The 24516-nt window shown below is 69.5% G+C and carries 21 protein-coding genes and 1 pseudogene; 14 read left to right on the top strand and 8 right to left on the bottom strand.

Annotated elements, in window-relative coordinates:
• Positions 1–197 precede the first annotated feature (197 nt).
• The 5 genes from AB0L75_RS38435 (at position 198) to AB0L75_RS38415 (ending at position 5402) form a co-directional block, all read left to right on the top strand.
• Positions 198–950 carry a GntR family transcriptional regulator gene (locus AB0L75_RS38435; RefSeq protein WP_365190753.1) on the top strand — a complete coding sequence of 251 codons (753 nt, stop codon included), beginning with the start codon at positions 198–200 and terminating at the stop codon, positions 948–950.
• A gap of 379 nt (positions 951–1329) precedes the next feature.
• Positions 1330–1521 (top strand): SPOR domain-containing protein, encoded by a 192-nt coding sequence (locus tag AB0L75_RS38430; protein ID WP_365190752.1) that lies wholly within the window; start codon positions 1330–1332, stop codon positions 1519–1521.
• An 82-nt stretch (positions 1522–1603) separates the two neighbouring features.
• Entirely contained in the window at positions 1604–2014 is a 411-nt protein-coding gene (locus AB0L75_RS38425; protein ID WP_365190795.1) for a (deoxy)nucleoside triphosphate pyrophosphohydrolase, read from the top strand.
• Positions 2015–2113: 99 nt separating this feature from the next.
• Entirely contained in the window at positions 2114–2542 is a 429-nt protein-coding gene (locus AB0L75_RS38420; RefSeq protein ID WP_365190750.1) for an ATP-binding protein, read from the top strand.
• A 271-nt stretch (positions 2543–2813) separates the two neighbouring features.
• On the top strand, positions 2814–5402 hold the full coding sequence (locus AB0L75_RS38415) for a SpoIIE family protein phosphatase (protein ID WP_365190748.1): 2589 nt from the start codon (positions 2814–2816) through the stop codon (positions 5400–5402).
• A gap of 8 nt (positions 5403–5410) precedes the next feature.
• Here AB0L75_RS38415 and AB0L75_RS38410 read toward each other — a convergent pair whose 3' ends face one another.
• Positions 5411–6985 (bottom strand): hypothetical protein, encoded by a 1575-nt coding sequence (locus tag AB0L75_RS38410; RefSeq protein ID WP_365190747.1) that lies wholly within the window; start codon positions 6983–6985, stop codon positions 5411–5413.
• A gap of 339 nt (positions 6986–7324) precedes the next feature.
• Between AB0L75_RS38410 and AB0L75_RS38405 the strand changes: the two genes are divergently transcribed.
• Entirely contained in the window at positions 7325–7606 is a 282-nt protein-coding gene (locus tag AB0L75_RS38405; protein ID WP_365190746.1) for a hypothetical protein, read from the top strand.
• Here the strand turns inward: AB0L75_RS38405 and AB0L75_RS38400 are convergent.
• Genes AB0L75_RS38400 through AB0L75_RS38385 form a run of 4 tightly spaced genes read right to left on the bottom strand, consistent with a single transcriptional unit; the run spans position 7587 to position 11473 of the window.
• Positions 7587–8357, bottom strand: a complete 771-nt coding sequence (locus AB0L75_RS38400) for a succinate dehydrogenase/fumarate reductase iron-sulfur subunit (RefSeq protein WP_365190744.1) — start codon at positions 8355–8357, stop codon at positions 7587–7589. The two genes, AB0L75_RS38405 and AB0L75_RS38400, sit on opposite strands and share 20 nt — an antisense overlap.
• Positions 8354–10285, bottom strand: coding sequence for a fumarate reductase/succinate dehydrogenase flavoprotein subunit (locus tag AB0L75_RS38395; protein ID WP_365190743.1), 1932 nt, complete (start codon positions 10283–10285; stop codon positions 8354–8356). Before AB0L75_RS38395 ends, AB0L75_RS38400 begins: the two co-directional genes overlap by 4 nt.
• A gap of 43 nt (positions 10286–10328) precedes the next feature.
• Positions 10329–11150: a hypothetical protein gene (locus AB0L75_RS38390; protein WP_365190741.1), complete on the bottom strand. Its 822-nt coding sequence runs from the start codon at positions 11148–11150 to the stop codon at positions 10329–10331.
• A 29-nt stretch (positions 11151–11179) separates the two neighbouring features.
• The gene (locus tag AB0L75_RS38385; protein ID WP_365190740.1) at positions 11180–11473 is read right to left on the bottom strand and encodes a hypothetical protein; all 294 of its coding nucleotides are present in this window, start codon (positions 11471–11473) and stop codon (positions 11180–11182) included.
• Between the two features lie 289 nt (positions 11474–11762).
• Here AB0L75_RS38385 and AB0L75_RS38380 point away from each other — a divergent pair, with 289 nt between their 5' ends.
• The 7 genes from AB0L75_RS38380 (at position 11763) to AB0L75_RS38350 (ending at position 22662) form a co-directional block, all read left to right on the top strand.
• The gene (locus AB0L75_RS38380; protein ID WP_365190738.1) at positions 11763–14009 is read left to right on the top strand and encodes an ABC transporter family substrate-binding protein; all 2247 of its coding nucleotides are present in this window, start codon (positions 11763–11765) and stop codon (positions 14007–14009) included.
• 150 nt (positions 14010–14159) lie between these two features.
• Complete coding sequence (gene typA, locus AB0L75_RS38375; protein WP_365190737.1) at positions 14160–16067, top strand: translational GTPase TypA; 1908 nt, start codon at positions 14160–14162, stop codon at positions 16065–16067.
• A 404-nt stretch (positions 16068–16471) separates the two neighbouring features.
• A complete protein-coding gene (locus AB0L75_RS38370) occupies positions 16472–17506 on the top strand; it encodes an ABC transporter permease (protein WP_365190736.1) in 1035 nt (344 codons plus the stop codon).
• Positions 17507–17578: 72 nt separating this feature from the next.
• Positions 17579–19387 (top strand): ABC transporter substrate-binding protein, encoded by a 1809-nt coding sequence (locus AB0L75_RS38365; RefSeq protein WP_365190735.1) that lies wholly within the window; start codon positions 17579–17581, stop codon positions 19385–19387.
• 85 nt (positions 19388–19472) lie between these two features.
• A complete protein-coding gene (locus tag AB0L75_RS38360; protein WP_365190733.1) occupies positions 19473–20453 on the top strand; it encodes an ABC transporter permease in 981 nt (326 codons plus the stop codon).
• Between the two features lie 10 nt (positions 20454–20463).
• On the top strand, positions 20464–21528 hold the full coding sequence (locus AB0L75_RS38355; RefSeq protein WP_365190732.1) for an ABC transporter ATP-binding protein: 1065 nt from the start codon (positions 20464–20466) through the stop codon (positions 21526–21528).
• A 12-nt stretch (positions 21529–21540) separates the two neighbouring features.
• Positions 21541–22662, top strand: a complete 1122-nt coding sequence (locus AB0L75_RS38350; protein ID WP_365190793.1) for a dipeptide ABC transporter ATP-binding protein — start codon at positions 21541–21543, stop codon at positions 22660–22662.
• A 9-nt stretch (positions 22663–22671) separates the two neighbouring features.
• Here the strand turns inward: AB0L75_RS38350 and AB0L75_RS38345 are convergent, their stop codons facing one another.
• Both AB0L75_RS38345 and AB0L75_RS38340 read right to left on the bottom strand, forming a co-directional pair.
• A complete protein-coding gene (locus AB0L75_RS38345; RefSeq protein WP_365190731.1) occupies positions 22672–22935 on the bottom strand; it encodes a hypothetical protein in 264 nt (87 codons plus the stop codon).
• 57 nt (positions 22936–22992) lie between these two features.
• Positions 22993–23751, bottom strand: a complete 759-nt coding sequence (locus tag AB0L75_RS38340; RefSeq protein ID WP_365190729.1) for a class I SAM-dependent methyltransferase — start codon at positions 23749–23751, stop codon at positions 22993–22995.
• Positions 23752–23946: 195 nt separating this feature from the next.
• Here AB0L75_RS38340 and AB0L75_RS38335 point away from each other — a divergent pair, with 195 nt between their 5' ends.
• Positions 23947–24111, top strand: a complete 165-nt coding sequence (locus tag AB0L75_RS38335) for a hypothetical protein (protein ID WP_365190727.1) — start codon at positions 23947–23949, stop codon at positions 24109–24111.
• Between the two features lie 61 nt (positions 24112–24172).
• Here the strand turns inward: AB0L75_RS38335 and AB0L75_RS38330 are convergent.
• Positions 24173–24516: pseudogene (locus tag AB0L75_RS38330) on the bottom strand (hypothetical protein); the annotation flags it as partial.

Genomic DNA, 24516 nt, shown 5'->3' with positions numbered 1-24516 from the left:
CTGCCGGAAGGCCCGTTTCGGCCGTCGGGGACGTCCGGGTTCAGGTGTGAGAACGCCTATACGGGGGAGAAAGTGCCTGGGTAAAGCCCTGCCGCGGCCCATGTCATCACATCGAGTGATTCTCTGGCCTTTGCTTGCATGGCACAACCCAGGGTTGCCAGGCTGTTGCTGTCTGTACAACCTGATGGGAGCGGCCAGTGACTTTCGGTGAGCAGCCGGCGTACCTGCGCGTCGCGGGTGATCTCCGCAAGAAGATCGTCGACGGTTCACTGCCACCGCACACCCGCCTGCCCTCCCAGGCCCGCATCCGGGAGGAGTACGGCGTCTCGGACACGGTCGCGCTGGAGGCCCGCAAGGTGCTGATGGCCGAGGGGCTGGTCGAGGGCCGGTCCGGCTCCGGGACGTATGTGCGCGAGCGGCCGGTGCCCCGGCGGGTGGCCCGCTCCGGGTACCGCCCGGCCGGGGGTGCCACGCCCTTCCGGCAGGAGCAGGCCGACGCCTCGGTGCGCGGCACCTGGGAGTCCAGCAGCGAGCAGGCCGAGGCCGGGACCGCCATCGCCGAGCGGCTGGCGATCCAGGCGGGCGAGCGGGTCATGCGCACCAGGTACCTGTTCCGGGAGGCCGGTGAGCCGATGATGCTCTCCACGTCCTGGGAGCCCCTCGCCCTCACCGGCCGCACTCCGGTGATGCTGCCCGAGGAGGGGCCGCTCGGCGGCATGGGCGTGGTCGAGCGGATGCGTGCCATCGACGTCATCGTGGACAACGTCACCGAGGAGGTCGGCGCCCGCCCCGGCCTCGCCGAGGAACTGCATGTGCTCGGCGGTGTCCCCGGCCATGTGGTCGTGGTCGTCCAGCGCACGTACTACGCCTCCGGCCGCCCGGTGGAGACCGCCGACGTGGTCATCCCGGCCGACCGGTACCGGGTGGCGTACCACCTGCCGGTGAAGTGACGCCCGGGGCCTGCCCGTCGAGGCGCGCGCCCTCCGCGTGAGGTAGCGCACACCCTGGCGCGCCCGGGCTCCCGCACCCCGGTCGAGCGACCTCGTCCAGGCGCTGGCCGGGGGCCGCAATCCGGCCGTTTTGCCAGGTGACCACAGGTCACTTGGATATGCCTCCGACTCGGGCCGTGGCGCTCACTACGGCGCGTTCGCTTCCGTGCGCCCCCTCTGTTCTGGCCGGTTGCGTACCTCTTTGTGAAAAGGCGTATTCGCTGCGTGAAGGTTGGGCGTACGCTCGGGCATATGCGTATTGCGGTTTCCTTAGGTGGGGCAGCCGAGCATGGGGGAGGGCGGGGCGGTGCGAGAAGGCGCGGCGCGGGCGGTGGGGGCCATGAGTGAGGGGACGGGCTCCCTGCCCTGGCTCGTGATACGGCAGGACGACAACGGCAATCGCTACCGCGTCGGCCGGTACGCGACGCGTGCGGAGGCCCAGAAGATCGCCGACAGTCTCGACGACCGGGGCCACAAACAGCTCTACTGGGTCGAGCGCATCGGCCAGAACGGCGACGGCAGCCGCAACTAGGGCCTGTCCGGCGGATCCTGCCGCAGACGCGGAGACCGGCGCGTCCTCCCGTAGGCTCCGCCCCATGACGCCGATGACGCCCATGACGGACCGGACCGTGGTGGTGGGGGCCGCCCTGCTCGACGGCGGCCGGCTGCTCGCCGCGCGCCGCAGTGCCCCCGCCGACCTGGCCGGACGCTGGGAGTTGCCCGGCGGCAAGGTCGAGCCGGGTGAGCGGCCCGAGGACGCCCTGGTGCGCGAACTGCGCGAGGAACTCGGCGTCGACGCCGAACCCGTCGAGCGCGTGCCCGGCCAGTGGCCGCTGCGGGCGCCGTACGTCCTGCAGGTGTGGACCGCCCGCCTGCGCCCCGGCTCGCCCGCGCCCCGCCCCCTCCAGGACCATGACGAGCTGCGCTGGCTCGCTCCGGCCGAGATCTGGGACGTGCCCTGGCTGGACCAGGACGTCCCCGCGGTCCGCGAAGTCGCCCCCCGGCTCACGCACGGCGTTCACTGAGCCCCGCATACGCCGTTCGTGCCACTGTGCGCCCGCGCGCACGGTACTGCTCCCCGGATATCGGGTATGTGCCCATTAACCCCATGAAACCGGACATGGGTGGGCTCGTTGGCCTGGGAAGTGATCGGCGTGATCGACACTGATGGCGACTGCGCCGAGTGGACCTTTCCCGCGGAACCGGGTGCCGTACGCACCGCACGCGCCGCGGTCCGCGGGCAACTGCACGGATGGGACCTCGACTGCCTCGCCGACCTGGCCGCGTTGCTGGTCAGTGAGCTGGTCACCAACTCGCTGCGGCATGCCACCGGCCCCATCGGCGTACGGCTCGTCCGCCCCCGCGAACTGGCGGACACACTGCTGGTGGAGGTCTCCGACCCGCTCCCCGACCCGCCGCGCGAGCGTGTCGCCCGCGACGAGGACGAGAGCGGGCGCGGTCTCCAACTGGTCGCCGGCTCCTCGCGCCGCTGGGGCACCCGGCCCGGCACGAGCGGAAAGACCGTCTGGTTCGAACTGGCGGTGCCGGGGTGAGCCGGAAGCATCCGGGGGCAGGGGGGGTGTACGGCAGGCGGAGGCGAGACCGGTGTGCGCTCCGGGCGCACGGTCGGCCCCGGCGTGCGTGATTCGAGGGCGTGTTCCCTGGTTAGAAGAGTGGAAGTGTTGTCACGGAACGGTCCTGAAATCATCTGGACCGAGCTGTGATCGTGAACACCGTGTCGTGCGGCGCCGTAGTGCTGGATACTGCGGGCAGCCGCCTCCGGTGACCGGTGCCGGACGCGGTGAGCTGGAGGGGACGGTTCGCGTGAGCGAGATACCAGCGAAGGCCACGGAGTCCGAGGACCCGTCGGACGGCGCGAGGAACCAGGCCGCACAGGCCGCCGCGGCACCCGGCGACGCCATGTGGCAGAGCAGTCCGCCCGGTTCGATCTACGACTACATCAGGGTCGCGTCCTTCTCCATCAGCCCCGGCGGTCTGGTCGACCAGTGGAGCCTGCGCGCCGAGCAGCTCTTCGGCATCCCCGCCGCACGCGCCGTCGGCATGGACCCCATAGAGGCCTTCATCGACCCCGACCTGCGCGAGCGCGGCCAGCGCAAGATGGCCGAGATCCTCGACGGGCGGGAGTGGACCGGGGTCGTGCCCTTCCGGATGCCGGACAAGGCCGACGGCGTGCGGGGCGAGGAGGGCCTGGCCGAGGTCTATGTCATGCCCACCCGGACCGCCGAGGGTGACAACGCCGCCGTCTGCATCGTCGTCGACGTCCGCACCCTGCGCAGCATCGAGACCGACCTGGCCGCCTCGCAGGCCATTTTCGGTCAGTCCCCGTTCGGATTCCTGCTGATCGACGTCGATCTGAGGGTCCGTCGGGCCAACGAGCGGTTCGCCTCCATCTTCGGCGGCGCCCCGGACGACCACCGGGGCAAGGGCGTCCACGACTATCTGGCGCGCGGAGAGGCCGAGCGGATCTCGGCCACCCTGCGGCGGGTGCTGGAGACCGGCCAGTCCATCACCGACATGCATGTCACGGGCCATGTCCCCGGCTCCGAGGAACGCCGGCACTGGTCCGTCAACCTCTACCGGGTGCACGGCGGCACCGGGCGCCCCATCGGTATCGCCTGGCTCGGCACCGACATCACCGCCCGCCGGGCCGCCGCCCGCGAAGCCGCCGCCGCCCGGCGCAACCTCGCCCTGCTCAACGAGGCCGGCGCCCGCATAGGGAACTCCCTCGACCTGGAGACCACCGCCCGAGAACTCCTCGACGTCGTCGTCCCCGGCTTCTGCGACCTCGCCACCGTCGACCTCTACCAGGGCCTGCTCACCGGCGACGAGACCCCGCCCGGCCTCGCCGACGGCAGCGCCGAACTGCGCCGCGTCGCCTTCGCGAGCGCCGTCGCGGACGTGCCCTTCAGCGGCTCCGACGACCCCGTCCCGGTCGGCGCGGTCCACCACTTCCCCTTCAACTCGCCCTGCGCGTACGCCCTGCGCACCGCCCGCCCGCAGCATGTGCCGGCCGAGGAGGGCACCCTCGTCCAGTCCACGCTGGCCGTCCCGATGGTCGCCCACGACACCGTCGTCGGCCTCGCCAAGTTCGCCCGCACCAAGGGCAGTGAGCCGTTCGGCGACCGCGACCGGGATCTGGCGGTAGAGCTGGCCGCGCGCGCGGCCGTGTGCATCGACAACGCGCGCCTGTACCGCCGGGAGCACGAGCGGGCGCTGATACTGCAGCGCTCGCTGCTCCCGCCGGGCGACCCCGAGGCCTCCGGCCTGGACATCGCCTGCCGCTATCTGCCGGGCAACGCGGCGACCGAGGTCGGCGGCGACTGGTTCGATGTGATCGAACTGCCGGGTCACCGCACGGCGTTGGTCGTGGGCGATGTGATGGGGCGGGGTCTGCGGGCGGCGGTCGCCATGGGCGAACTCCGCACGGCCGTACGGACCTTGGCCCTGCTGGACCTCGAACCCGCCGAGGTGCTGTCGGCGCTGGACGAGATCGCGCGGGGGCTGGGCACCCCGGGCGGCGTCCAGCAGGCGACACGCACGGCACGCCAGCCGCGCGATGCCGACCTCTCCGAGGTCTACCTCGCGACCTGCGTGTACGCGGTGTACGACTCCGTCACCAGACGCTGTACGTTCGCCAACGCCGGCCATCTGCCGCCGGTCCTGGTCGAACCCGGTGAGCAGGCCCTGATGCTGGACGTGCCGCCCGGCATGCCGCTCGGCGTGGGCGGCGAGCCGTTCGAGGAGGTCGAGGTCGAACTGCCGGAGGGCGCGCTGCTGGCGCTCTACACGGACGGGCTGGTCGAGTCCCGGGACCATCCCCTGGACGAGGGCCTGCAGGCGTTCGTCGGCGCGCTCACCGACCCGACCAGTCCCCTGGAGGACGTCTGCGACCACGTCCTCAACACCCTCGACACCCATCACGGCGAGGACGACATCGCCCTGCTGATGGCCCGGGTGCAGGGGCTGCCCGCCGACTCGGTCGGCGACTGGACGCTGCCGCGGGAGCCGCGGAGTGTGGGGCGGGCGCGGGAGTATGCGCGGGCGCAGCTGGTGAGCTGGGATCTGGAGCCGCTGGTCGATACGACGGAACTGCTGGTCAGCGAGCTGGTCACCAACGCGCTGCGCTACGGCGAGGGGGACATCCGGCTACGGCTGCTGTTGGACCGCACGCTGGTCTGCGAGGTGTGGGACAGCGGCTTGGTCCAGCCTCGGCGGCGGCGGGCCCGGGACACGGACGAGGGGGGCCGGGGGCTGCAGCTGGTGGGCTTGCTCAGTGCGGCGTGGGGCTCGCGGCGGACGCCTCGCGGCAAGACGGTGTGGTTCGAGTTGCCGTTGCCCGGCGGAGAGGCGGGCCTCACCGACCCGGCGGAGGCCCTCCTGAGCCTCTTCTGACCCGTAGATCACGTCGGTGTCGAGAAGTCGTGGCGGGACCGTGTCTCCGGGCCGCCGTAGCTGGTCGGTGGGCCGCCGTCCTGGTGCTCCGCCAGCAGTACCCCGCCCAGGACCGCACCGGCCAGCCCCGGCTCCACCCCGTCGGTGCCGGCGTACGGGTTGCCATGGGCCCGTACATCCCGCTCGGCCAGGTCACGGGCCTCGCGGGCCAGGGCGTCGGCCTGGTCGGGCCGGTCCGCGCCCAGCTCCCGTTCCGCCTCCGCGAGGCGGACCCGTACCTCCGGGCCCACGCCGCCCCGGTGCACCGCGACGAACTCATCCGCTCCGGTGACGGAACTCCTCGCCACGAGCAGTGCCGCGGCCCTCGGCGCGCCCCCGTGCACGGTCTCCAGCCGTTCCACGGCCCGTGCGATCCGGCGCAGGGCGTCCAGCGGGTCGTACGGCCCCGCCGTCAGCTCCTCTCGGACGGCGGCCAGTACGCCGTCCGCGTGGGCCAGCCGTGCGTGCAGTTCACCGCTGGTCAGCGGCTTGCGTGAGCCGCCTTGCCGGGCCGCCGCGATCGCCGACTCGGCGCCGGTCAGCGCGGCCGGCACCAGCCGCGCCGCCTCCTCCAGCTGTGCCGCGAGCCGTTCCACCCCGGTCACCAGGACCCCGGCCTGGGCCACCGCGCCCTCGGCGGCGCGCAGATGCCCGGCGGCCCGCCCACCGTCGCCCGCGTCGGCCGCCTGGCGGGCCTCGTTGAGCTGGACCGTGGCGAACACCAGGCGGTCCTTGGCCTGTTCGACGTACCCGGTGACGGGCGCGGTGGCCGTGGGCGTGCAGTGGTCGTGCAGCGCGGTCAGGGTGTCCTCGGCGGTCACCGTGCGCCCGGCCAGTTCCCGGAACCGTCCCTCGGCCGTCTCCAGCGCCCCCGCAAGCCCCGGTCCCTCCAGCTCCCGCAGCCGGTCCAGCTCGGCGGACTCCGCGTCCAGCCGGCGTCCCGCCTCCGCGCACCGGCCGATCACGCCGACCAGCGCCTGCCGCCGCGCGACGGCGTCCTCGGGCACCCCCTGCTCGTACCGCCGCCAGATCGCGCACGCGGCCGCCAGCTCGGTCTCGGCGGCCCGCAGGGCGTGGACGAAGGGCTCGGTCTCGGCGTCCGGGAACCTCTCCCGGACGAAGGACAGTTCCTCCCTGCTCGTCCGTACACAGTCGTCGGCCAGGACCAGCGCGGCTCGGGCCTGGCGCTCGGAGTCGGCCGGGGTGGGCGTCGGCGGGGCGACGGAGACGGTTCCGGGGGTCGTACGGGTGCGGGCACGGCGGGTGCGGCGCAGATAGCCGTATCCGGCCAGCACCACGGCCGCGACGACCGCGACGAGCGGCAGCACGAGGTCGGCGGCGGACGTCCCGTCCTGCTGCGCGGCGGAGGCGCTCGCGACCGTACCGGCGGGGGACGCCGGAAGCGGATCTCGGGCACCGGCCGTCATCACCGGCAGCACCAGCCACCCGGCACCGACCAGGGCACCCAGTACGGCAAGCGCCACCCGCACCCATATGTGCGCCTTGGCGTGCCGGGACCGGCGCCGGATCAGGGATGACCTCACATTTCGGAGCGTATGGGCAGGTAGGCGCCTTCGCGAGCGGGACGGATACGGGTGGGGGACGGGACGGACAGGGGGTCAGGAATGGACAGCGGAGAAATGGACGGCGCCCCGCTGCCCACGTTCCACTCCCAGGCGGCCCGGCGGGTCGACCAGATCGCCGTCATCCGGCCGCACCCCGCGGCTGCTCCACGTGGACCCCGCGGCTGCTCCACGTGGACCCCGCGGCAGGCGCGGCCGTCGCCGAGGACGTGACCGGCGGCAGTCTGGAGGAGGCCCAGCGCCGGGGCGCTGCACACCCTGCGCGGCCGCCGCTCCGCAGGCCACGGCAAGGAGGTTGCCGTGCTCGACAACGGCGGCACCTCGTACGGTGCCTCCTGCGCCCGGCTCGTCACCGACCGCGCCCTGGCCGACATCGCCGAGATCGCCGTACGCGACCTCGCCGGTGCGGTGCGGTGCGGTGCGGTGCGACCGCGTGCCGGGCACAGCCTCGTCCACGGTGAACTCGGGCCGGATCACGTCCTGTTGGACGTCTGCGGTCGGCCCGCACTGATCGACGTCGAGGGGCTGATGTACTTCGACGCCGAGTGGGTCGGCCGCGTCGCTACGACGACCGTCTCCTGATCTTCGAGCCGAGCCACACCAGCGGGTCGTACTTGCGGTCGACCGCCCGTTCCTTCATCGGGATCAGGGCGTTGTCCGTGATGTGGATGCCCTCGGGGCAGACCTCCGTGCAGCACTTGGTGATGTTGCAGTAGCCGAGGCCGTGGTCGTCCTGGGCCGTGCGCCCCCGGTCCAGGCCCGTCTCGGCGGCCGCGTCCAGCGGGTGCATGTCGAGTTCGGCGATCCGCATCAGGAAGCGCGGGCCCGCGAACGCCGTCTTGTTCTCCTCGTGGTCGCGCACCACATGGCAGGTGTCCTGGCACAGGAAGCACTCGATGCACTTGCGGAACTCCTGCGAGCGGTCCACGTCCTCCTGCATCATCCGGTACTCGCCAGGGCCGAGACCGGCGGGCGGCACGAAGGACGGGACCTCCCTGGCCTTCCGGTAGTTGAAGCCCACGTCGGTCACCAGGTCGCGGACCACCGGGAAGGCGCGCAGCGGGGTGATCGTGATCGTCTCCTCGCGCGTGAACACGGACATGCGGGTCATGCACATCAGGCGCGGCCGACCGTTGATCTCCGCCGAGCACGAACCGCACTTGCCGGCCTTGCAGTTCCAGCGCACGGCCAGGTCGGGCGCCTGGGTGGCCTGGAGGCGGTGGACGATGTCGAGGACCACTTCGCCGTCGTTGACCTCGACCGCGAAGTCCTCCAGGCCACCGCCCTCGACATCACCCCGCCACACCTTGAAGCGGGCCTCGTAGCTGCTCACTCGTACAGCTCCTCTTCGGCGAGGTACTTGACCAGCTCCTCCTTCTCGAAGAGGGCGAGCAGGTCCGGGCGGATGGGGTCGGTGGTCTCGCGGGTGAGGCGGATCTGGCCGCGGCCGGGGTCGGTCATCGCGAGGCCGCCGGTGGGGTCGGCGAGCGCGCAGAGCAGGTTCACGTTGCGCCAGGCGCGGTCCATCGTCGGGTGGTCCTCGCGGGTGTGGCCGCCGCGCGACTCGGTGCGCTCCAGGGCCGCACGGGCCACGCACTCGCTGACCAGCAGCATGTTCCGCAGATCCAGCGCCAGGTGCCAGCCCGGGTTGAACTGGCGGTGGCCCTCCACGCCGGCCCGGCGGGCCCGTACCCGCAGCTCGCCGAGCTTGTGCAGGGCCTGCTCCATCTCGCCCTCGCGGCGGATGATGCCGACCAGGTCGTTCATGGCCTGCTGGAGTTCCTGGTGCAGGGTGTACGGGTTCTCCGGCGGGCCCTGCTCGCCCTCCCGCTCCGCCTCCGCGGAGAAGGGGCGCAGGGCTTCGGCGGACGCCGCGTCGACCTGGGCGTCGTCCACCGCCGGACGCGGGTGCGCCTGCGCGTACTCCGCGGCGTGCCAGCCCGCCCGCCGGCCGAACACCAGCAGGTCCGACAGGGAGTTGCCGCCGAGCCGATTGGAGCCGTGCATGCCGCCCGCCACCTCACCGGCGGCGAACAGCCCCGGCACCCCGCGCGCCGCCGCCGTGTCGGAGTCGACCGCGATGCCGCCCATCACATAGTGGCAGGTCGGCCCGACCTCCATCGCCTCCGCCGTGATGTCGACGTCCGCCAGCTCCTTGAACTGGTGGTACATGGAGGGCAGCCGGCGCCGGATGACCTCGGCGGGCATCCGGGTGGACACGTCCAGGAAGACCCCGCCGTGCGGCGAGCCGCGGCCCGCCTTCACCTCGGAGTTGATGGCGCGGGCCACCTCGTCGCGGGGGAGCAGCTCGGGCGGGCGGCGGTTGTGGTCCGGGTCCTCGTACCACCGGTCGCCCTCTTCCTCCGACTCGGCGTACTTCTCCTTGAACACGTCCGGGATGTAGTCGAACATGAACCGCTTGCCCTCGGAGTTGCGCAGGACCCCGCCGTCGCCGCGCACCGACTCGGTGACCAGGATGCCCTTCACCGACGGCGGCCAGACCATGCCCGTCGGATGGAACTGCACGAACTCCATGTTCAGCAGCTGCGCGCCGGCCAGCAGCGCCAGCGCGTGGCCGTCTCCGGTGTACTCCCAGGAGTTCGAGGTGACCTTGAAGGACTTGCCGATGCCGCCGGTCGCGACCGCGACCGCGGGGGCCTCCAGGACGAAGAAGCGGCCGGTCTCGCGCTCGTAGGCGAAGACCCCGCAGACACGCTCGCCGTCCTTGAGGACGCGGGTGACCGTGCACTCCTGGAAGACCTTCAGGCGGGACTCGTAGTCCCCGGTCTCCTCGAAGTCCTCCTGCTGCAGGGCGACGATCTTCTGCTGGAGCGTGCGGATCAGCTCCAGGCCGGTACGGTCGCCGACGTGGGCGAGGCGCGGGTACTCATGGCCGCCGAAGTTGCGCTGGGAGATCCGGCCGTCCTTCGTACGGTCGAACAGCGCGCCCCAGGTCTCCAGCTCCCACACCCGGTCCGGGGCCTCCCGCGCGTGCAGCTCGGCCATCCGCCACTGGTTGAGGAACTTGCCGCCGCGCATGGTGTCGCGGAAGTGGACCCGCCAGTTGTCGTGCTCGTTGGCGTTGGCCATGGCCGCCGCGATGCCGCCCTCGGCCATCACCGTGTGCGCCTTGCCGAACAGCGACTTGCAGATCACCGCCGTACGGGCGCCCCGCTCGCGCGCCTCGATCGCGGCCCGCAGCCCGGCGCCGCCGGCACCGACCACGACGACGTCCCACTCCTGCCGGTCGACCACGGACATCAATCAGTCCTCACTTGACTCACTGGAAGAAGCACTTGACTCACTAGAAGAAGCGCGGATCGGCGAAGGCCCCGGACGCGACGAGATAGACGTAGAAGTCGGCGAGCGCCACGCTCAGCAGCGACGCCCAGGCCAGCTGCATATGGCGGGCGTTGAGCCTGCCGACGAACTGCCACGCCTTGTAGCGCACGGGGTGTGCGGAGAAGTGCTTGAGCTTCCCGCCGACGATGTGCCGGCAGGAGTGGCAGGAGAGTGTGTACGCCCAGATCAGGGTGATGTTGGCCAGGAAGACGAGCGTGCCGAGTCCCATGTGGCCCCAGCGGTAGTGCGTGTCCCGGAAGGACAGCACGGTGTCGTACGTGAGCACGCCGGCGACCAGCAGCGCGGCGTAGAAGAAGTAGCGGTGGACGTTCTGCAGGATCAGCGGGAAGCGGGTCTCACCCGTGTACTTCTTGTGCGGCTCGGCCACCGCGCAGGCGGGCGGGGACGCCCAGAAGCTGCGGTAGTACGCCTTGCGGTAGTAGTAGCAGGTCAGCCGGAAGCCGAGCGGGAAGATCAGGATGATGACGGCGGGGGAGATGCCCCACCAGCTCCCGAAGAGGTCGGCGTTCGGGCCGGCGTGCATGGTCCGGCAGTTCTGCGCCAGGCACGGCGAGTAGAACGGCGAGACGTACGGCGCCGCGTAGTAGTGCGTGTTCGCGAAGGCCCGCCAGGTCGAGTAGACGACGAAGGCGAACAGACCGGCCGCGGTGACGGCGGGCGCCAGCCACCAGCGGTCGGTCCGCAGATGCGGGGCGGCGATCGCGGCACGCGTACCGGTCCGTACGCCGCCGCTGTTCTGTTGGGGTTCCGTACCAGTGGCCAAGGCGGGGCTCCGCTTCTATGGCTCAGGGATCAGGGTGCGTGGCGGTCACGGGCGCCCAGGCCCTCGTCGTCCGTGTCCGTCCACAGGTCGAAGTCGTAGGGCTTGTCGGAGATGGTGACGAGGTCGGGCGGGCGGGGCGTGGCGGCCGGGGCCGCGACCGTGTCCCGCAGCAGCCCGAGGCTCTCGCGCAGATGGTCGGCGTCCAGTCGGACGCGGCGCATCTCCAGGCCGCCGCTGCCGAGCTGGTGCTCCAGGCGTCCCAGCGACCGGTGCAGATCGTCGAGGGAACGCTGGACCGAGGTGATGTCGTCGTGCACGGACATGTCTTGCCCTCACTTCCATGGGTCCGGCGGGCCCTGGGCGGCGACGTTCATGCGCCTTGGAGTGTGGCGCGCCACACCTGCCGATGTGAAGGCATGTGCAGCGATTGGCGGAGGCGTTCGGGTGCATCACCGGTTGTGTTGCGCCACATGGGTGGGGTTACCGCCTGTCGTCGCCGTGTCGCCCGCTGTTGCCGGATCCTTTCCTCTTCAGTGGGCCGCATAGATCTGATCAGCTCCATATACCGCCAAACGTGATCATAACGCCCGCGGCCACCCGGAGGTAGCAGAGATGTCCCACGACGGCGTCGGCCCTCACACGGCCACAGCAGGTCGGGTGCCGCTGACGACCGGGGGCACATCACGGCACTTCCAGCGGAGCGTCACGGCCCTTGTCGTCACGGGTGTGCTCGCCGTGCCCGCCCTCGCCGGCTGCGGCTCGGACGAGAAGGTGAGCAAGCCCCTCGTCGGGCAGGACATCGCCCCGGTCGCCCGGGACCTGGTCGTCGACGGCCCCACCCTGAGGTGGGCCGTCGACGCCGTCCCCGAGACCCTCAACGCCTTCCAGGCGGACGCCGACGCCGGCACCAACCGCATCGCCCAGGCCGTGCTGCCCTCCATGTTCCGGCTGGACGCCGACGGCCGGCCGGTCCCCAACCCCGCCTACCTGGAGTCGGCCAAGGTCATCGAGACCGAGCCGCGCCAGGTCGTGCTGTACAGGCTGAACCAGCAGGCCGTCTGGAGCGACGGCCGGGAGATCGGGGCCGCCGACTTCGTCGCCCAGTGGCGCGCCCTGTCCGGGAAGAACAGCGCCTACTGGACCGCCCGCAACGCCGGCTACGACCGCATCGAGAAGATCGAGCGCGGCGCCAACGACCTCCAGGTCCGGGTCACCTTCTCCCGCCCCTACGCCGACTGGAGGGCGCTGTTCTCGCCGCTGTACCCGAAGGAGGTCATGGGCACCCCGGACGCCTTCAACGACGAGGCCCGCCGCAAGCTGAAGATCACCGGCGGACCGTTCACGGTGGACAAGGTCGACACCGCCGGGCAGGACGTCGTCCTCACCCGCAACCCGCGCTGGTGGGGCAGGCGCGCCAAGCTGTCCGAGATCGTGCTGCACGCCGTACCCCGCGACAAGCGGGCCGAGGCGCTCGCCGACGGCACCGTGGACGTCGCCGACCTCGACCCCGCCGACGCCGAGCGGATCGGGCTCGCCGCTCGAGGCACCGCGAGCCCGCTGCAGGGCTCCGGCAGGACCTCGGTGAAGAAGCTGCGCTCCTGGGCGCTCGCGCACGGCCTGTACGCCGGCGAGGCCGGGGCCGGCGGGACGAGGCTGCGCAGGGCCATCACCAAGTATCTGGACGAGCAGCTGGCACTGCGCGACTTCGAGGTCCGCAAGTCGCTGGAGCCCGCCTACACCCAGCTCGCCCTCAACGGCTCCGAGGGCCCGCTCGCCGACGAACGGGTCCGCCGGGCGGTCGCCCGCGCCCTGGACCGGGGGGAACTGGCCAGGCTGGTGCTCACCCCGCTGGGCCTGCCCGCCGTCCCGGTCGGCAGCCACCTCGCGCTGTCCGGGCAGGCCGCCTACACCGACAACAGCAGTGCGGTCGGCGGCCAGGACACCAAGGAGGCGCAGGCGCTGCTGACCGACGCCGGCTGGGTGCAGGGCGGCCCGGTCAAGGAGCACAAGAAAGGCGGGAAGGCCGCCGGCCCCGAGAGCGAGCCGAAGGACGACGAGGACAAGTCCGACGGCGGCAAGGACGGCGAGTACATCGTCGGCGAGGACGACAAGAGCGGGGGCGTCGGGAACACGGAGGGCAAGAACGGCGAGGACGGGAGCGGCGACGGCAAGAACGGGGGCCGCGGCGACGGTGGGGACCGGCACCTGGCCCAGCAGGGCAGGCACGGCGGCGCGCCCGGTGCGTACGCCCCCCAGGGCACGGCCGCGCCGGCCGCGGCGCCGGCGGCCCCGGTCGCCAAGGACGGCAAGGCGCTCGCGCTGCGCTTCGTGCTGCCCTCGGGTCCCGGCTCCGAGACGCTGAACTCGGTCGCCGAGCGGATCTCGGCCATGCTGGCGCGGATCGGCATCCGGACGACGATCACCAGGGTCTCGGACGAGAGCTACTTCAAGGACCACATCGCCTCCGGCGACTACGACCTCGCGCTGTACTCCTGGCCGTCCTCCGCGTTCCCGGCGACCGACGACCGCCCGGTGTACGCGAAGCCGGTGCCGGCCGCGGACGGCTCGGTGAACGTCGAGCAGAACTACACGCGGGTGGGGACCGACCAGGTCGACCAGCTCTTCGACGAGGCCGCGGCGACGCTGGACGAGGACGAGGCGATCTCGCTGATCCGCAAGGCGGACGCGAGGATCTGGGCGGCGGCGGGGTCGATTCCGCTGTACCAGCGGCCCCAGCTGGTGGGGGTGCGGAGAGATCTTGTCAACGTCGGCGCATTCGGGTTCCAGACGCCGGTCTACGAGGACATGGGCTATCTGAAGAAGGGGGCGAAGGTCTCCGCCAGCCCGAAGGCGGAGTGAGTCTCGCGTCTCATGGAGTCGGCCCGGCGAGCCCTTGCCGGAGAGTCCACGTAACATGGGGTGAGGCCGTGGCGTGTCAAGCCCGGCAGGCCCGCGTCACACGGACGTACGCACCAGGGCCTTCTCACCACTCCGGGAGTTCGCCGCACTATGGCCACGCGCCACGACATCCGCAACGTCGCCATCGTCGCTCACGTCGACCACGGCAAGACCACCATCGTCGACGGCATGCTGAAGCAGGCCGGCGCGTTCGCCGCCCACCAGCTCGACCAGGTCGACGACCGGGTCATGGACTCGAACGACCTGGAGCGTGAGAAGGGCATCACGATCCTCGCCAAGAACACGGCGGTGAAGTACCACCCCAAGGACGGCGGGGACCCGATCACCATCAACATCATCGACACCCCCGGCCACGCCGACTTCGGCGGCGAGGTCGAGCGCGGTCTGTCGATGGTCGACGGTGTCGTGCTCCTCGTCGACGCCTCCGAGGGCCCGCTGCCGCAGACCCGCTTCGTGCTGCGCAAGGCGCTCCAGCAGCGCCTGCCCGTCATCCTGTGCATCAACAAGACGGACCGCCCGGACTCCCGGATCGACGAGGTCGTCAACGAGACCTACGACCTCTTCCTCGACCTGGACGCCGACGAGGACCAGATCGAGTTCCCGATCGTCTACGCCTGCGGCCGTGACGGCGTCGCCTCGCTGACCAAGCCGGACGACGGCACGGTCCCGGCCGACAGCGACAGCCTGGAGCCGTTCTTCTCCACGATCCTGGAGCACATCCCGGCGCCGACGTACGAGGAGGACGCGCCGCTCCAGGCCCACGTCACCAACCTCGACGCCGACAACTTCCTCGGCCGTATCGCGCTGCTCCGCGTCGAGCAGGGCGAGCTGCGCAAGGGCCAGACGGTCGCCTGGATCAAGCGCGACGGCTCCATCAGCAACGTCCGCATCACCGAGCTGATGATGACCGAGGCGCTCACCCGCAAGCCCGCCGAGAAGGCCGGCCCGGGTGACATCTGCGCCGTCGCCGGTATCCCGGAGATCATGATCGGTGAGACCCTCGCCGACACCGAGAACCCGGTCCCGCTGCCGCTGATCACGGTCGACGAGCCCGCGATCTCCATGGTCATCGGTACGAACACCTCCCCGCTGGTCGGCCGTGGCGGCACCGGCAAGGGCGCCGACGCGAAGTCGGCCGTCAAGGACCGCAAGGTCACCGCCCGCCAGGTCAAGGACCGCCTCGACCGCGAGCTGATCGGTAACGTCTCGCTCCGCGTGCTCGACACCGAGCGCCCGGACGCCTGGGAGGTCCAGGGCCGTGGTGAGCTGGCGCTCGCCATCCTGGTCGAGCAGATGCGCCGTGAGGGCTTCGAGCTGACCATCGGCAAGCCCCAGGTCGTCACCAAGGAGGTCGACGGCAAGGTCCACGAGCCGGTCGAGCGTATGACGATCGACGTGCCCGAGGAGCACATGGGCGCCGTCACGCAGCTCATGGGTGTCCGCAAGGGCCGCATGGACAACATGTCCAACCACGGCTCCGGCTGGGTGCGCATGGAGTTCGTCGTGCCGTCCCGCGGTCTGATCGGTTTCCGGACCGAGTTCCTGACCCAGACCCGTGGCACCGGCATCGGCCACTCGATCCACGAGGGCCACGAGCCCTGGTTCGGTGCGCTCCAGACCCGTAACAACGGCTCGCTGGTCGCCGACCGCGCGGGTGCCGTCACCGCGTTCGCGATGACGAACCTCCAGGAGCGCGGCGTGCTGTTCACCGACCCGGGCACCGAGGTGTACGAGGGCATGATCGTCGGCGAGAACTCGCGCTCCGACGACATGGACGTCAACATCACCAAGGAGAAGAAGCTCACGAACATGCGGTCGTCCTCGGCCGACTCGTTCGAGGCGATCGTGCCGCCGCGCAAGCTGTCGCTGGAGCAGTCGCTGGAGTTCTGCCGTGACGACGAGTGCGTCGAGGTGACCCCGGAGGCCGTTCGCATCCGCAAGGTGAACCTCGACCAGCGCGAGCGCGCCCGCGCCGCGAGCCGCGCCAAGCACGGCTGATCCACCGGTAGTCGAAGCCCGGGTGCCCCCATCGTGGGGGTGCCCGGGCTTTTTGCAACCCGTTTTTGGGAGCCGTATGTCCGACATGCGGAGATCGCTGCCCGATAGCCAGGTAACAAGTCCGTTTCGCGCCTTCTTCCGCTGAACTGTTTGTCCAGATTTTGAAAGATCTGGCCGCGATCCGTGACTGAATTGAGATCTACGGGCAGTGGTCGGTAGTGGACCCATGGCAGATAGTTAGCCGCGTAGCGCTCGGGTCAATGGGTCTCGCACTGTGGGGACAGTGCGCCGACTCACGAGCACCAGGGGGTGCCTGATCCTCCGTCAGGGGTGTCGGAGGCAGGGCGGAGCCCTCTCCTGTTGGTGAACGCGTGGAGTCACTCATACCTTGAAACGGACGAACCGTGACAAGTCCTATCGACATTGAGGGCGGCGGGACTTCGGTCGTCGTCGACGGCGAACCAGGGCCGGCGGCGAAGGGCGAAACCGTCAAGCTCGAAGGCCGGTCCCCCGGCCAGCTGATGTGGCTGCGCTTCAAACGCGACCGCACGGGCGTCATCTCGGCCTACGTCGTGGGCTTCTTCTTCCTGATCGGACTGCTCGCCCCGCTCATCTCCAAGCTGTACGGCAAGAACCCGTACACGGTGTACGCGGACGAACGCCCGGAACTCTTCGACAGCGCCGGTGTGCCGGTGCAGCCCAACGGCGGTATCAGCGGCGACTTCTGGTTCGGACTCGAACCCGGCAACGGCTACGACGTCTTCACCAAGCTCATCTACGGCATCCGCACCTCGCTGATGATCTCGGTCGCCGTCACCGTCGCCGTCGTCGTGACCGGCATCCTGCTCGGCGTCGCGGCCGGCTATATCGGCGGCAGGACCGACTACTTCATCGGCCGGGTCATCGACTTCCTGCTCGCCTTCCCGGCCCAGCTGTTCTTCATCGCGAGCATGCCGGTCGTGGTGTCCCTGTTCGTCAGCCCCCGTGACGAGACACCCACCTACGTCCGGGTGGTGGCCCTGATCCTCGTCCAGTGGTTCCTGGGCTGGATGGGTCTCGGCCGCATTCTGCGCGGCACCGCACTCGCCCTGCGGGAGCGGGAGTTCATCGAGGCGGCCCGGGTCAGCGGTGCCTCGTCCTGGCGGATCATCCACAAGGAGATCCTGCCGAACGTCGTCACGCCGCTGCTGGTGCAGGCGACTTATCTGCTCCCCGGTTTCGTGACGGCCGAGGCGGGCCTGTCCTTCCTGGGCGTGGGCATCGTCGAACCGACGCCGGACTGGGGGCAGATGTTCTCCAAGGCGTCCACCGAACTGGTGATGCAGAACGACATCACCTACATGTTCTTCCCCGGCGTATCGATGATCATCTTCGTCGTCGCGTTCAACCTGCTCGGGGACTCGGTCAGAGACGCCTTCGACCCCAAGACCGCGCGCTGACCCGGCACCACGTCAACCACACGGATCGTCACTTTCACAGATCGCCTTCATAGATGGGTGGGAATCTTCGTGATGAGTAGGGGCGGACGCCACGCATACGGCGCGCTCTCCGTGCTCGCGGCCGGAGCGCTTGTGCTCACCGGTTGCAGCAAGGGCGGCAGCGACTCCAGCGGCAACGGCAAGAAGGACCAGGAGAACGCCAAGCGGCAGCAGGCGTCGATCAAGTTCGGTGACACGGCGGAGTCCACGGGCCCGGCGGCCCCCGTGCCCGGCGCCAAGTCCGGCGGCACCATGGAGGTGCTGCAGCGGGACTCCTACGCGCACCTCGACCCGGGCCAGATCTACGTCTCCGACCAGATGTCCGTCGCCCAGCTCCTGCACAGAGGCCTGACCGGCTACAAGGCCACCAGCGACGACGGCAGCAAGCACGAGGTGGTCGGCGACCTCGCCACCGACTCCGGCAAGACCACCGACGGCGGCAAGACCTGGTCGTACACGCTCAAGGACGGCATCAAGTTCCAGGACGGCACCCCGATCACGTCCAAGGACATCCGGCACACCTTCGAGCGGCTCTTCGCGCCGTTCATCAACCAGGGCCCCAGCTACATCCAGCAGTGGCTGGCGGGCACCTCCGGCGCCACCTACCGCAAGCTGCTGCCGGACGGCCCGTACAAGGGCAAGCACCTGCCCGACTCCGTCCTGTCGACCCCGGACGAAAAAACGATTGTCTTCCACTTCAAGACCCCGCACCCCGACCTGCCCTACGCGCTGGCGATGTCGGGCTACGCGGCGGTCTCGGAGAAGGGCGACACCAAGCAGAAGTACGACAAGAGCCCGGTGGTGTCCGGCCCGTACAAGATCCAGTCCTTCAAGTCCGGCAAGTCGATGGTGCTGGTCAAGAACACCAACTGGGACCCGAAGACGGACCCGATCCGGCACCAGTACGTGGACCAGTTCAACATCACGTTCAACCAGCAGTTCGAGACCTCCACCAAGGCCCTGCTCGCCGACAGCGGCGCCGACCAGGCCGGCATCAGCTTCAACAACCAGGTCGACGCGGGCAACCTCTCCAAGGTGCTGAGCGACCCGAAGACGAAGTCCCGCACGGTCTCCGGCTACCAGCCGTACGTCGGTCAGATGAACATCAACATGAGCCACCCGGCCATGAAGGACAAGACGGTCCGCGAGGCCATCGCCTACGCGCTGCCGATCACCCCGATCGTGCGCGCCTACGGCGGCACCGACGCCATGGAGGTCGCGGGCGGCCTGATCTCCCCGACCGTCTCCGGCTACGACCCCTCCTTCGATCCGTGGGGCAAGAAGAAGAAGCCCGCCGGTGACCCGGAGAAGGCCAAGGAGCTGCTGAAGAAGGCCGGCAAGCTGGGCATGAAGCTGACCTTCGGCTACATCAACACCAACGAGGGCCAGCAGTACTCCACCGCCATGGCGGCGGGCCTGACGAAGGCCGGCTTCAACGTCCAGCGCCAGGAGATCCCGGCCGAGACCTACTACGACCAGGTCTCCAAGCTGAACAACAACTACGACATCTTCCACACCGCGTGGGGCGCCGACTGGCCGTCCGCCTCGACGGTGATCCCGCCGCTGTACGACGGCCGGGTGATCGCCGACGGCGCGCAGAACTATTCACAGGTCAACGACCCGAAGATCAACAGCGAGATCGACCGGATCAACACGATCACCGACCCGGTCAAGTCCGCGGCTGAGTGGGAGAAGCTCGACGAGTACATCGTCAAGGACAGCGTCAACGTCGTCCCGACCGCGTACTACAAGCAGGTCCAGATCGCCGGCTCCAAGGTCGGCGGCCTCGTCTACGACGACGTGATCGGCGGCGTCGACCCGCGTCGCCTCTTCATCAACTAACCGTCCCGTCCGGTACCCGGCGCTCCCGCGGAAGGGGGGGCGCCGGGTACCGCCCAGGCCGCCGACGTCTGAGAGCTGCCCTGTCATGCTGCGCTTCCTCGTGCGCCGGTTCATCGGTGCCGTCGTCATTCTGTTCCTGCTGAGCATCGTCACGTTCGTGCTGTTCTTCGGGGTGCCCCGGGACCCGGCGCTGATGATGTGCGGCAAGACCTGCAACCCGGACAGCATCGCGAACATCCACCATGTGCTCGGCCTGGACAAACCCATCACCGAGCAGTACTGGATCTTCCTGCACAACCTGTTCCTGGGCAGCAGCCAGTTCGACCAGGGACCCTGCCCCGCCCCCTGCTTCGGCTACTCGTACCACACCAACGAGCAGGTCTGGGGCACCCTGATGGACCGGCTGCCCACCACGGTCTCCCTCACCCTGGGCGCCGCCGTGTGCTTCCTGCTCGTCGGCCTCGGCACCGGGCTCCTCGCCGCCTGGCGACGCGGCACGATGATCGACAAGACGGCCACCGCGGGCGCCATGGTCATCAGCTCGCTGCAGATCTACTTCCTCGGCCCGCTCGCCCTCGCGATCCTCGTCTACCAGACCCACTGGTTCGACAAGCCCGCCTACAACGAGTTCACCCACGACCCGGTCAGCTGGTTCACCGGCCTGATCATCCCCTGGGTCGTGCTGTCGACGATCTTCGCCGCGCAGTACACCCGTATGGCGCGGTCCTCGATGATCGAACAGCTCCAGGAGGAACACGTCCGCACCGCCCGCGCCAAGGGCATGTCCCGGGCCTACGTCTTCTTCCGCTACGCCTGGCGCGGTTCGCTGATCCCGATCGTGACCATCTTCGGCATCGACCTCGGCTCGCTGTTCGGCGGCGCCATCATCACCGAGTACACCTTCGGCTTGCCCGGGCTCGGCAACCTCGCCGTCCAGTCCGTCTTCTTCAGCGACCTGCCGCTGCTGCTCGGCGTGATGCTCTTCTCCGCCAGCATGATCCTGCTGTTCAACATCATCGTCGACGCCGCGTACGCCTTCATCGACCCGCGCGTGCGGCTGGCCTAGGAGCACTGTCGTGACCACTCTGACCAAGGAGGCCGGCGCTCCGACCCCGGCCGGCACGGGCCCCCTCCTCTCCGTCCGGGACCTGCACGTCAGCTTCAAGACCGAGGACGGCGTCGTACGGGCCGTGGACGGGCTCTCCTTCGACCTGGAACGTGGCAGGACGCTCGGCATCGTGGGCGAGTCCGGCTCGGGCAAGTCGGTGACCAACCTGACCATCCTCGGCCTGCACAACCCCATGTTCACCACGATCGAGGGCGAAATCCTCCTTGACGGGCGGGAGTTGACGACAGCCCGCGAATCGGAACTGGAGAAACTGCGCGGCAACAAGGTCGCCATGATCTTCCAGGACCCGCTCACCGCGCTCTCCCCGTACTACACGGTCGGCCGGCAGATCGCCGAGCCGTACATGAAGCACAACGGGGCCTCGAAGAAGGCGGCGTGGGAGCGGGCCGTGGAGATGCTCGGCAAGGTCGGCATCCCGAACCCCAGGGAACGGGCGAAGGACTACCCGCACCAGTTCTCCGGCGGTATGCGCCAGCGCGCGATGATCGCCATGGCACTGGTCTGCGACCCCGACCTGCTCATCGCCGACGAGCCGACGACGGCGCTGGACGTGACGGTCCAGGCGCAGATCCTCGATCTGCTCAAGGACCTGCAACAGGAGTTCGGATCCGGCATCATCTTCATCACCCACGACCTGGGGGTGATCGCCGACATGGCCGACGACATCATGGTGATGTACGCGGGCGGCGCGGTGGAACGGGGCACGACCGACGAGGTGCTGCGCTCGCCCCGCCATCCGTACACCTGGGGCCTGCTGAACTCGATGCCGCGCCTGGACTCCGACCTGGGCGCCCCGCTGTCCCCGATCCCCGGCACCCCGCCCTCGCTGCTCCACCCGCCGTCCGGCTGTCGCTTCCATCCCCGCTGCACCTTCCAGGACCGGGTCGAGGGCACCGGCCGCTGTGTGCGCGAGCGCCCGCTGCTGGCGCCGGACCGCGCCTCCGCGTGCCATCTCACGGAGGACCAGAAGCGGACCATCTTCATCGAGGAGATCAAGCCCGGACTGGGCTAGGAGGGCATGACCATGAAAGAGGACCTGGTCCTCCCGGCCCCGCGCGAGAAGGGTGCCGGCACTGACGGTGAGCCGCTGCTGGAGGTCTCCGGACTGACCAAGCACTTCCCCGTCAAGGGCGGCTTCCCGATCCGCCGGACGGTCGGCGCGGTGCAGGCCGTGGACGGCATCGAGCTGACCGTGCACGCCGGGGAGAGCTTCGGCCTCGTCGGCGAGTCCGGCTGCGGCAAGTCGACCACGGGCCGGCTGATCACCCGCCTGCTGGAGCCGACGTCCGGGTCGATCACCTACCGCGGCCAGGACATCAGCCACGCGAACCGCAAGCAGCTGGCCCCGATCCGCTCCGAGATCCAGATGATCTTCCAGGATCCGTACTCGTCGCTGAACCCACGGCAGACGGTCGGCAAGATCATCTCGGGCCCGATGGAGATCAACGACATCAACCCGGAGGGCGGGAGGGAGAAGCGGGTCCGCGAACTCCTGGAGATCGTCGGCCTGAACCCGGAGCACTACAACCGCTTCCCGCACGAGTTCTCCGGCGGCCAGCGCCAACGCATCGGCGTGGCAAGGGCGTTGGCCCTGGAGCCGAAGCTGATCGTGGCGGACGAGCCGGTCTCGGCCCTCGACGTCTCGATCCAGGCCCAGGTGGTGAACCTGCTCCAGGAGGTCCAGAGGGAACTGGGCATCGCGTTCGTCTTCATCGCCCACGACCTGGCGGTGGTCCGGCACTTCTCGCATCGCGTGGCCGTCATGTACCTGGGCAAGATCATCGAGGTGGGCGACCGCGACTCCATCTACACCCGCCCGCGCCACCCCTACACCCACGCCCTGCTGTCCGCGGTCCCCGAGGTGAACCTCACGCAGGAGGACACGGCCGGCCGCGAACGCATCCGCCTGGCCGGCGACGTTCCGTCCCCGATCTCCCCGCCCTCCGGCTGCCGCTTCCGCACCCGCTGCTGGAAGGCCCAGGACAAGTGCGCGACCGAGGAGCCACCGCTGATCCAGCTCTCCGGCAACCATGACGGCCACCTGACGGCCTGCCACTTCCCGGAGGAGCCGACGACCGAGGCACGGGACGAGGACATCGTGCTGGATCCGGCGCTGGCGGCGTTGGAGGAGGACGGGACGGACTAGGGGCTTGCGTCACGCGGCGAAGGGGTCGCCCATCACCCCGCAGAGCCGCACGAGCCCTGGCTGCCCGTCGTCACCGACCTGCGCATAGACCGTGTACGACCACCCATGCGACTCCGCCTCGCGCCGTGTCCAGGCCAGCACCTCGTCGATATCGGCCTCTGACACCTGATATTCGTGCGAGTGAGTACTGGCCGTGTCCCAGAAGTAGACGCGATAGACGGCATGGTCCTGCTCCCACGTCATATCCCTGGGATCTACTGGACGAATGCGCATGGTTCGATCTTAGAACCCGAGGGCTCTGCCGAACTCAGGGCGCGGTGAGGAGGGAACTCATGCTGACGGAGGTACCTCGACGACGAAGAACAGGAAGTTGGGCTTGGTCGAAAGATCATGGAAGCCGTCGGGGAACAGTTCACGGGCGGCCGGGTCGGGCTGCGGCTCGCTGATGACGGAAAGGCGGAAGCCGGCGGTGGTGAAGGCCTCGGTCATCGCGTGCAACGGCCGGCGCCAGAACCTCATGGGATGGGACTGCCCGTTGAACCTCCAGTCGAAGGTATAGCTGGTGGTCGCGAAGTAGTCAGGCCGAGGGTCCTCGATCGTGTAGGCCACGACAGGGTGGTCCACCGACGCGATCAGCCGGCCGCCAGGCCTGAGCACTCGCCGTATCTCGGCCAGCGTCGGCCCCCAGTCCTCCAGGTAGTGCAGCACCAGCGACGCGACCACGTCGTCGAACTCACCGTCGGTGAAAGGCAGGCGGTCGCTCAGGTCGACCAGGTGCAGGGCCGCGTCGTCACCGAGCCGCCGCCTGGCCAGCGCCAGCATCCCGGCGCTGGCGTCGATGCCGGTGACGACGGCACCGCGGTCGCGCAGTGCGGCGGACAGGGGGCCTGAGCCGCAGCCGGCGTCCAGGACCCGGCGGCCGGCCACGTCTCCGGCGAGGGCCAGCATCGCGGGCCGCGCGTAGTACGCGTTCACGAGGTTGTTCTCGTTTTCCGCCGAGTACGCTTCTGCGAAGCTGTCGTAGTCATTCGCCTGGGCCGGATCCGCAGGCCGGGCGAGACTCTCGGGCACGTCGGATAAGCGTTCCATCGTCGCAGCCTAGCGGTCACATGATCCGCCGGACAGAACCCTTCTCGCCGTGAGCTGGCAGCACTCCAGACGTTCGGTGAGGTCAGTCTGCCTCTGGTGGACTGAATGCGAATCGGCTTGTGCACTCTGTGCTAACGACGTAGTCCCTCTGCCGAAGAAGACTGGTCTCGCCTCCGCTTGATCTTTCGGACCTGCGTGGATCGGATCTTCTTCGGCCTGAGTCAGGCCGCCGAGGTTCGGCTTTCGGACCAGATGCGTTTCGACCAGGGCCAGACGGCTTTCGGTCTCACGATGCGCGTGGCCGGCATCCACGTTGCCGACGCTTCCTCGGTTCAGATCATCAAGGGTGCTGCGAGCTAAGAAAACGGATCTCCAAACGCAGGGGCACCCGGCTTCGGTCGGGTGCCCCTGACTTTCGGTTTCAGCCGAGTACCGGCGGAACGGGATTCCTTGGATCATCGAGCCAGACGGTTTCGCCCTTCGTGCTGACCGTGAGCCCAAATCGCTGAAATCCGGGTTGGCCTTGTGCCTCCCACCATCGGTACGCCTTTTCCACTTCATCCCACAGTTTCCGAGGCCCGGACTGCACGACTTCGAACTCTGTCCGGTCCTCCTCGAAGTCGACCGTCGCCCAAGAGGCGACCGCCGTGTCCCGAAGCCATAGCGTGTAAGAGGTCGTTTTCTCCCGATGTTTCATCCCGGGATGCGGATTTGATCCGGTGATGTCGGGTCGCGCCAGGAGATGGTGGCCTCGCCGGTCAGACG

Source organism: Streptomyces sp. NPDC052101 (assembly GCF_040680235.1).
GTDB lineage: Bacteria > Actinomycetota > Actinomycetes > Streptomycetales > Streptomycetaceae > Streptomyces.
Note: the sequence above shows the minus strand (reverse complement) of the source record. Positions and strands in the feature narration are given on the sequence as shown.

Coding starts and splice junctions, on each gene's coding strand:
- AB0L75_RS38430 (WP_365190752.1), top strand. CDS start 1,330: ATGAGTGAGGGGACGGGCTCCCTGCCCTGGCTCGTGATACGGCAGGAC.
- AB0L75_RS38425 (WP_365190795.1), top strand. CDS start 1,604: ATGACGGACCGGACCGTGGTGGTGGGGGCCGCCCTGCTCGACGGCGGC.
- AB0L75_RS38395 (WP_365190743.1), bottom strand. CDS start 10,285: ATGTCCGTGGTCGACCGGCAGGAGTGGGACGTCGTCGTGGTCGGTGCC.
- AB0L75_RS38385 (WP_365190740.1), bottom strand. CDS start 11,473: ATGTCCGTGCACGACGACATCACCTCGGTCCAGCGTTCCCTCGACGAT.
- AB0L75_RS38380 (WP_365190738.1), top strand. CDS start 11,763: ATGTCCCACGACGGCGTCGGCCCTCACACGGCCACAGCAGGTCGGGTG.
- typA (WP_365190737.1), top strand. CDS start 14,160: ATGGCCACGCGCCACGACATCCGCAACGTCGCCATCGTCGCTCACGTC.
- AB0L75_RS38365 (WP_365190735.1), top strand. CDS start 17,579: ATGAGTAGGGGCGGACGCCACGCATACGGCGCGCTCTCCGTGCTCGCG.
- AB0L75_RS38360 (WP_365190733.1), top strand. CDS start 19,473: ATGCTGCGCTTCCTCGTGCGCCGGTTCATCGGTGCCGTCGTCATTCTG.
- AB0L75_RS38350 (WP_365190793.1), top strand. CDS start 21,541: ATGAAAGAGGACCTGGTCCTCCCGGCCCCGCGCGAGAAGGGTGCCGGC.
- AB0L75_RS38345 (WP_365190731.1), bottom strand. CDS start 22,935: ATGCGCATTCGTCCAGTAGATCCCAGGGATATGACGTGGGAGCAGGAC.
- AB0L75_RS38340 (WP_365190729.1), bottom strand. CDS start 23,751: ATGGAACGCTTATCCGACGTGCCCGAGAGTCTCGCCCGGCCTGCGGAT.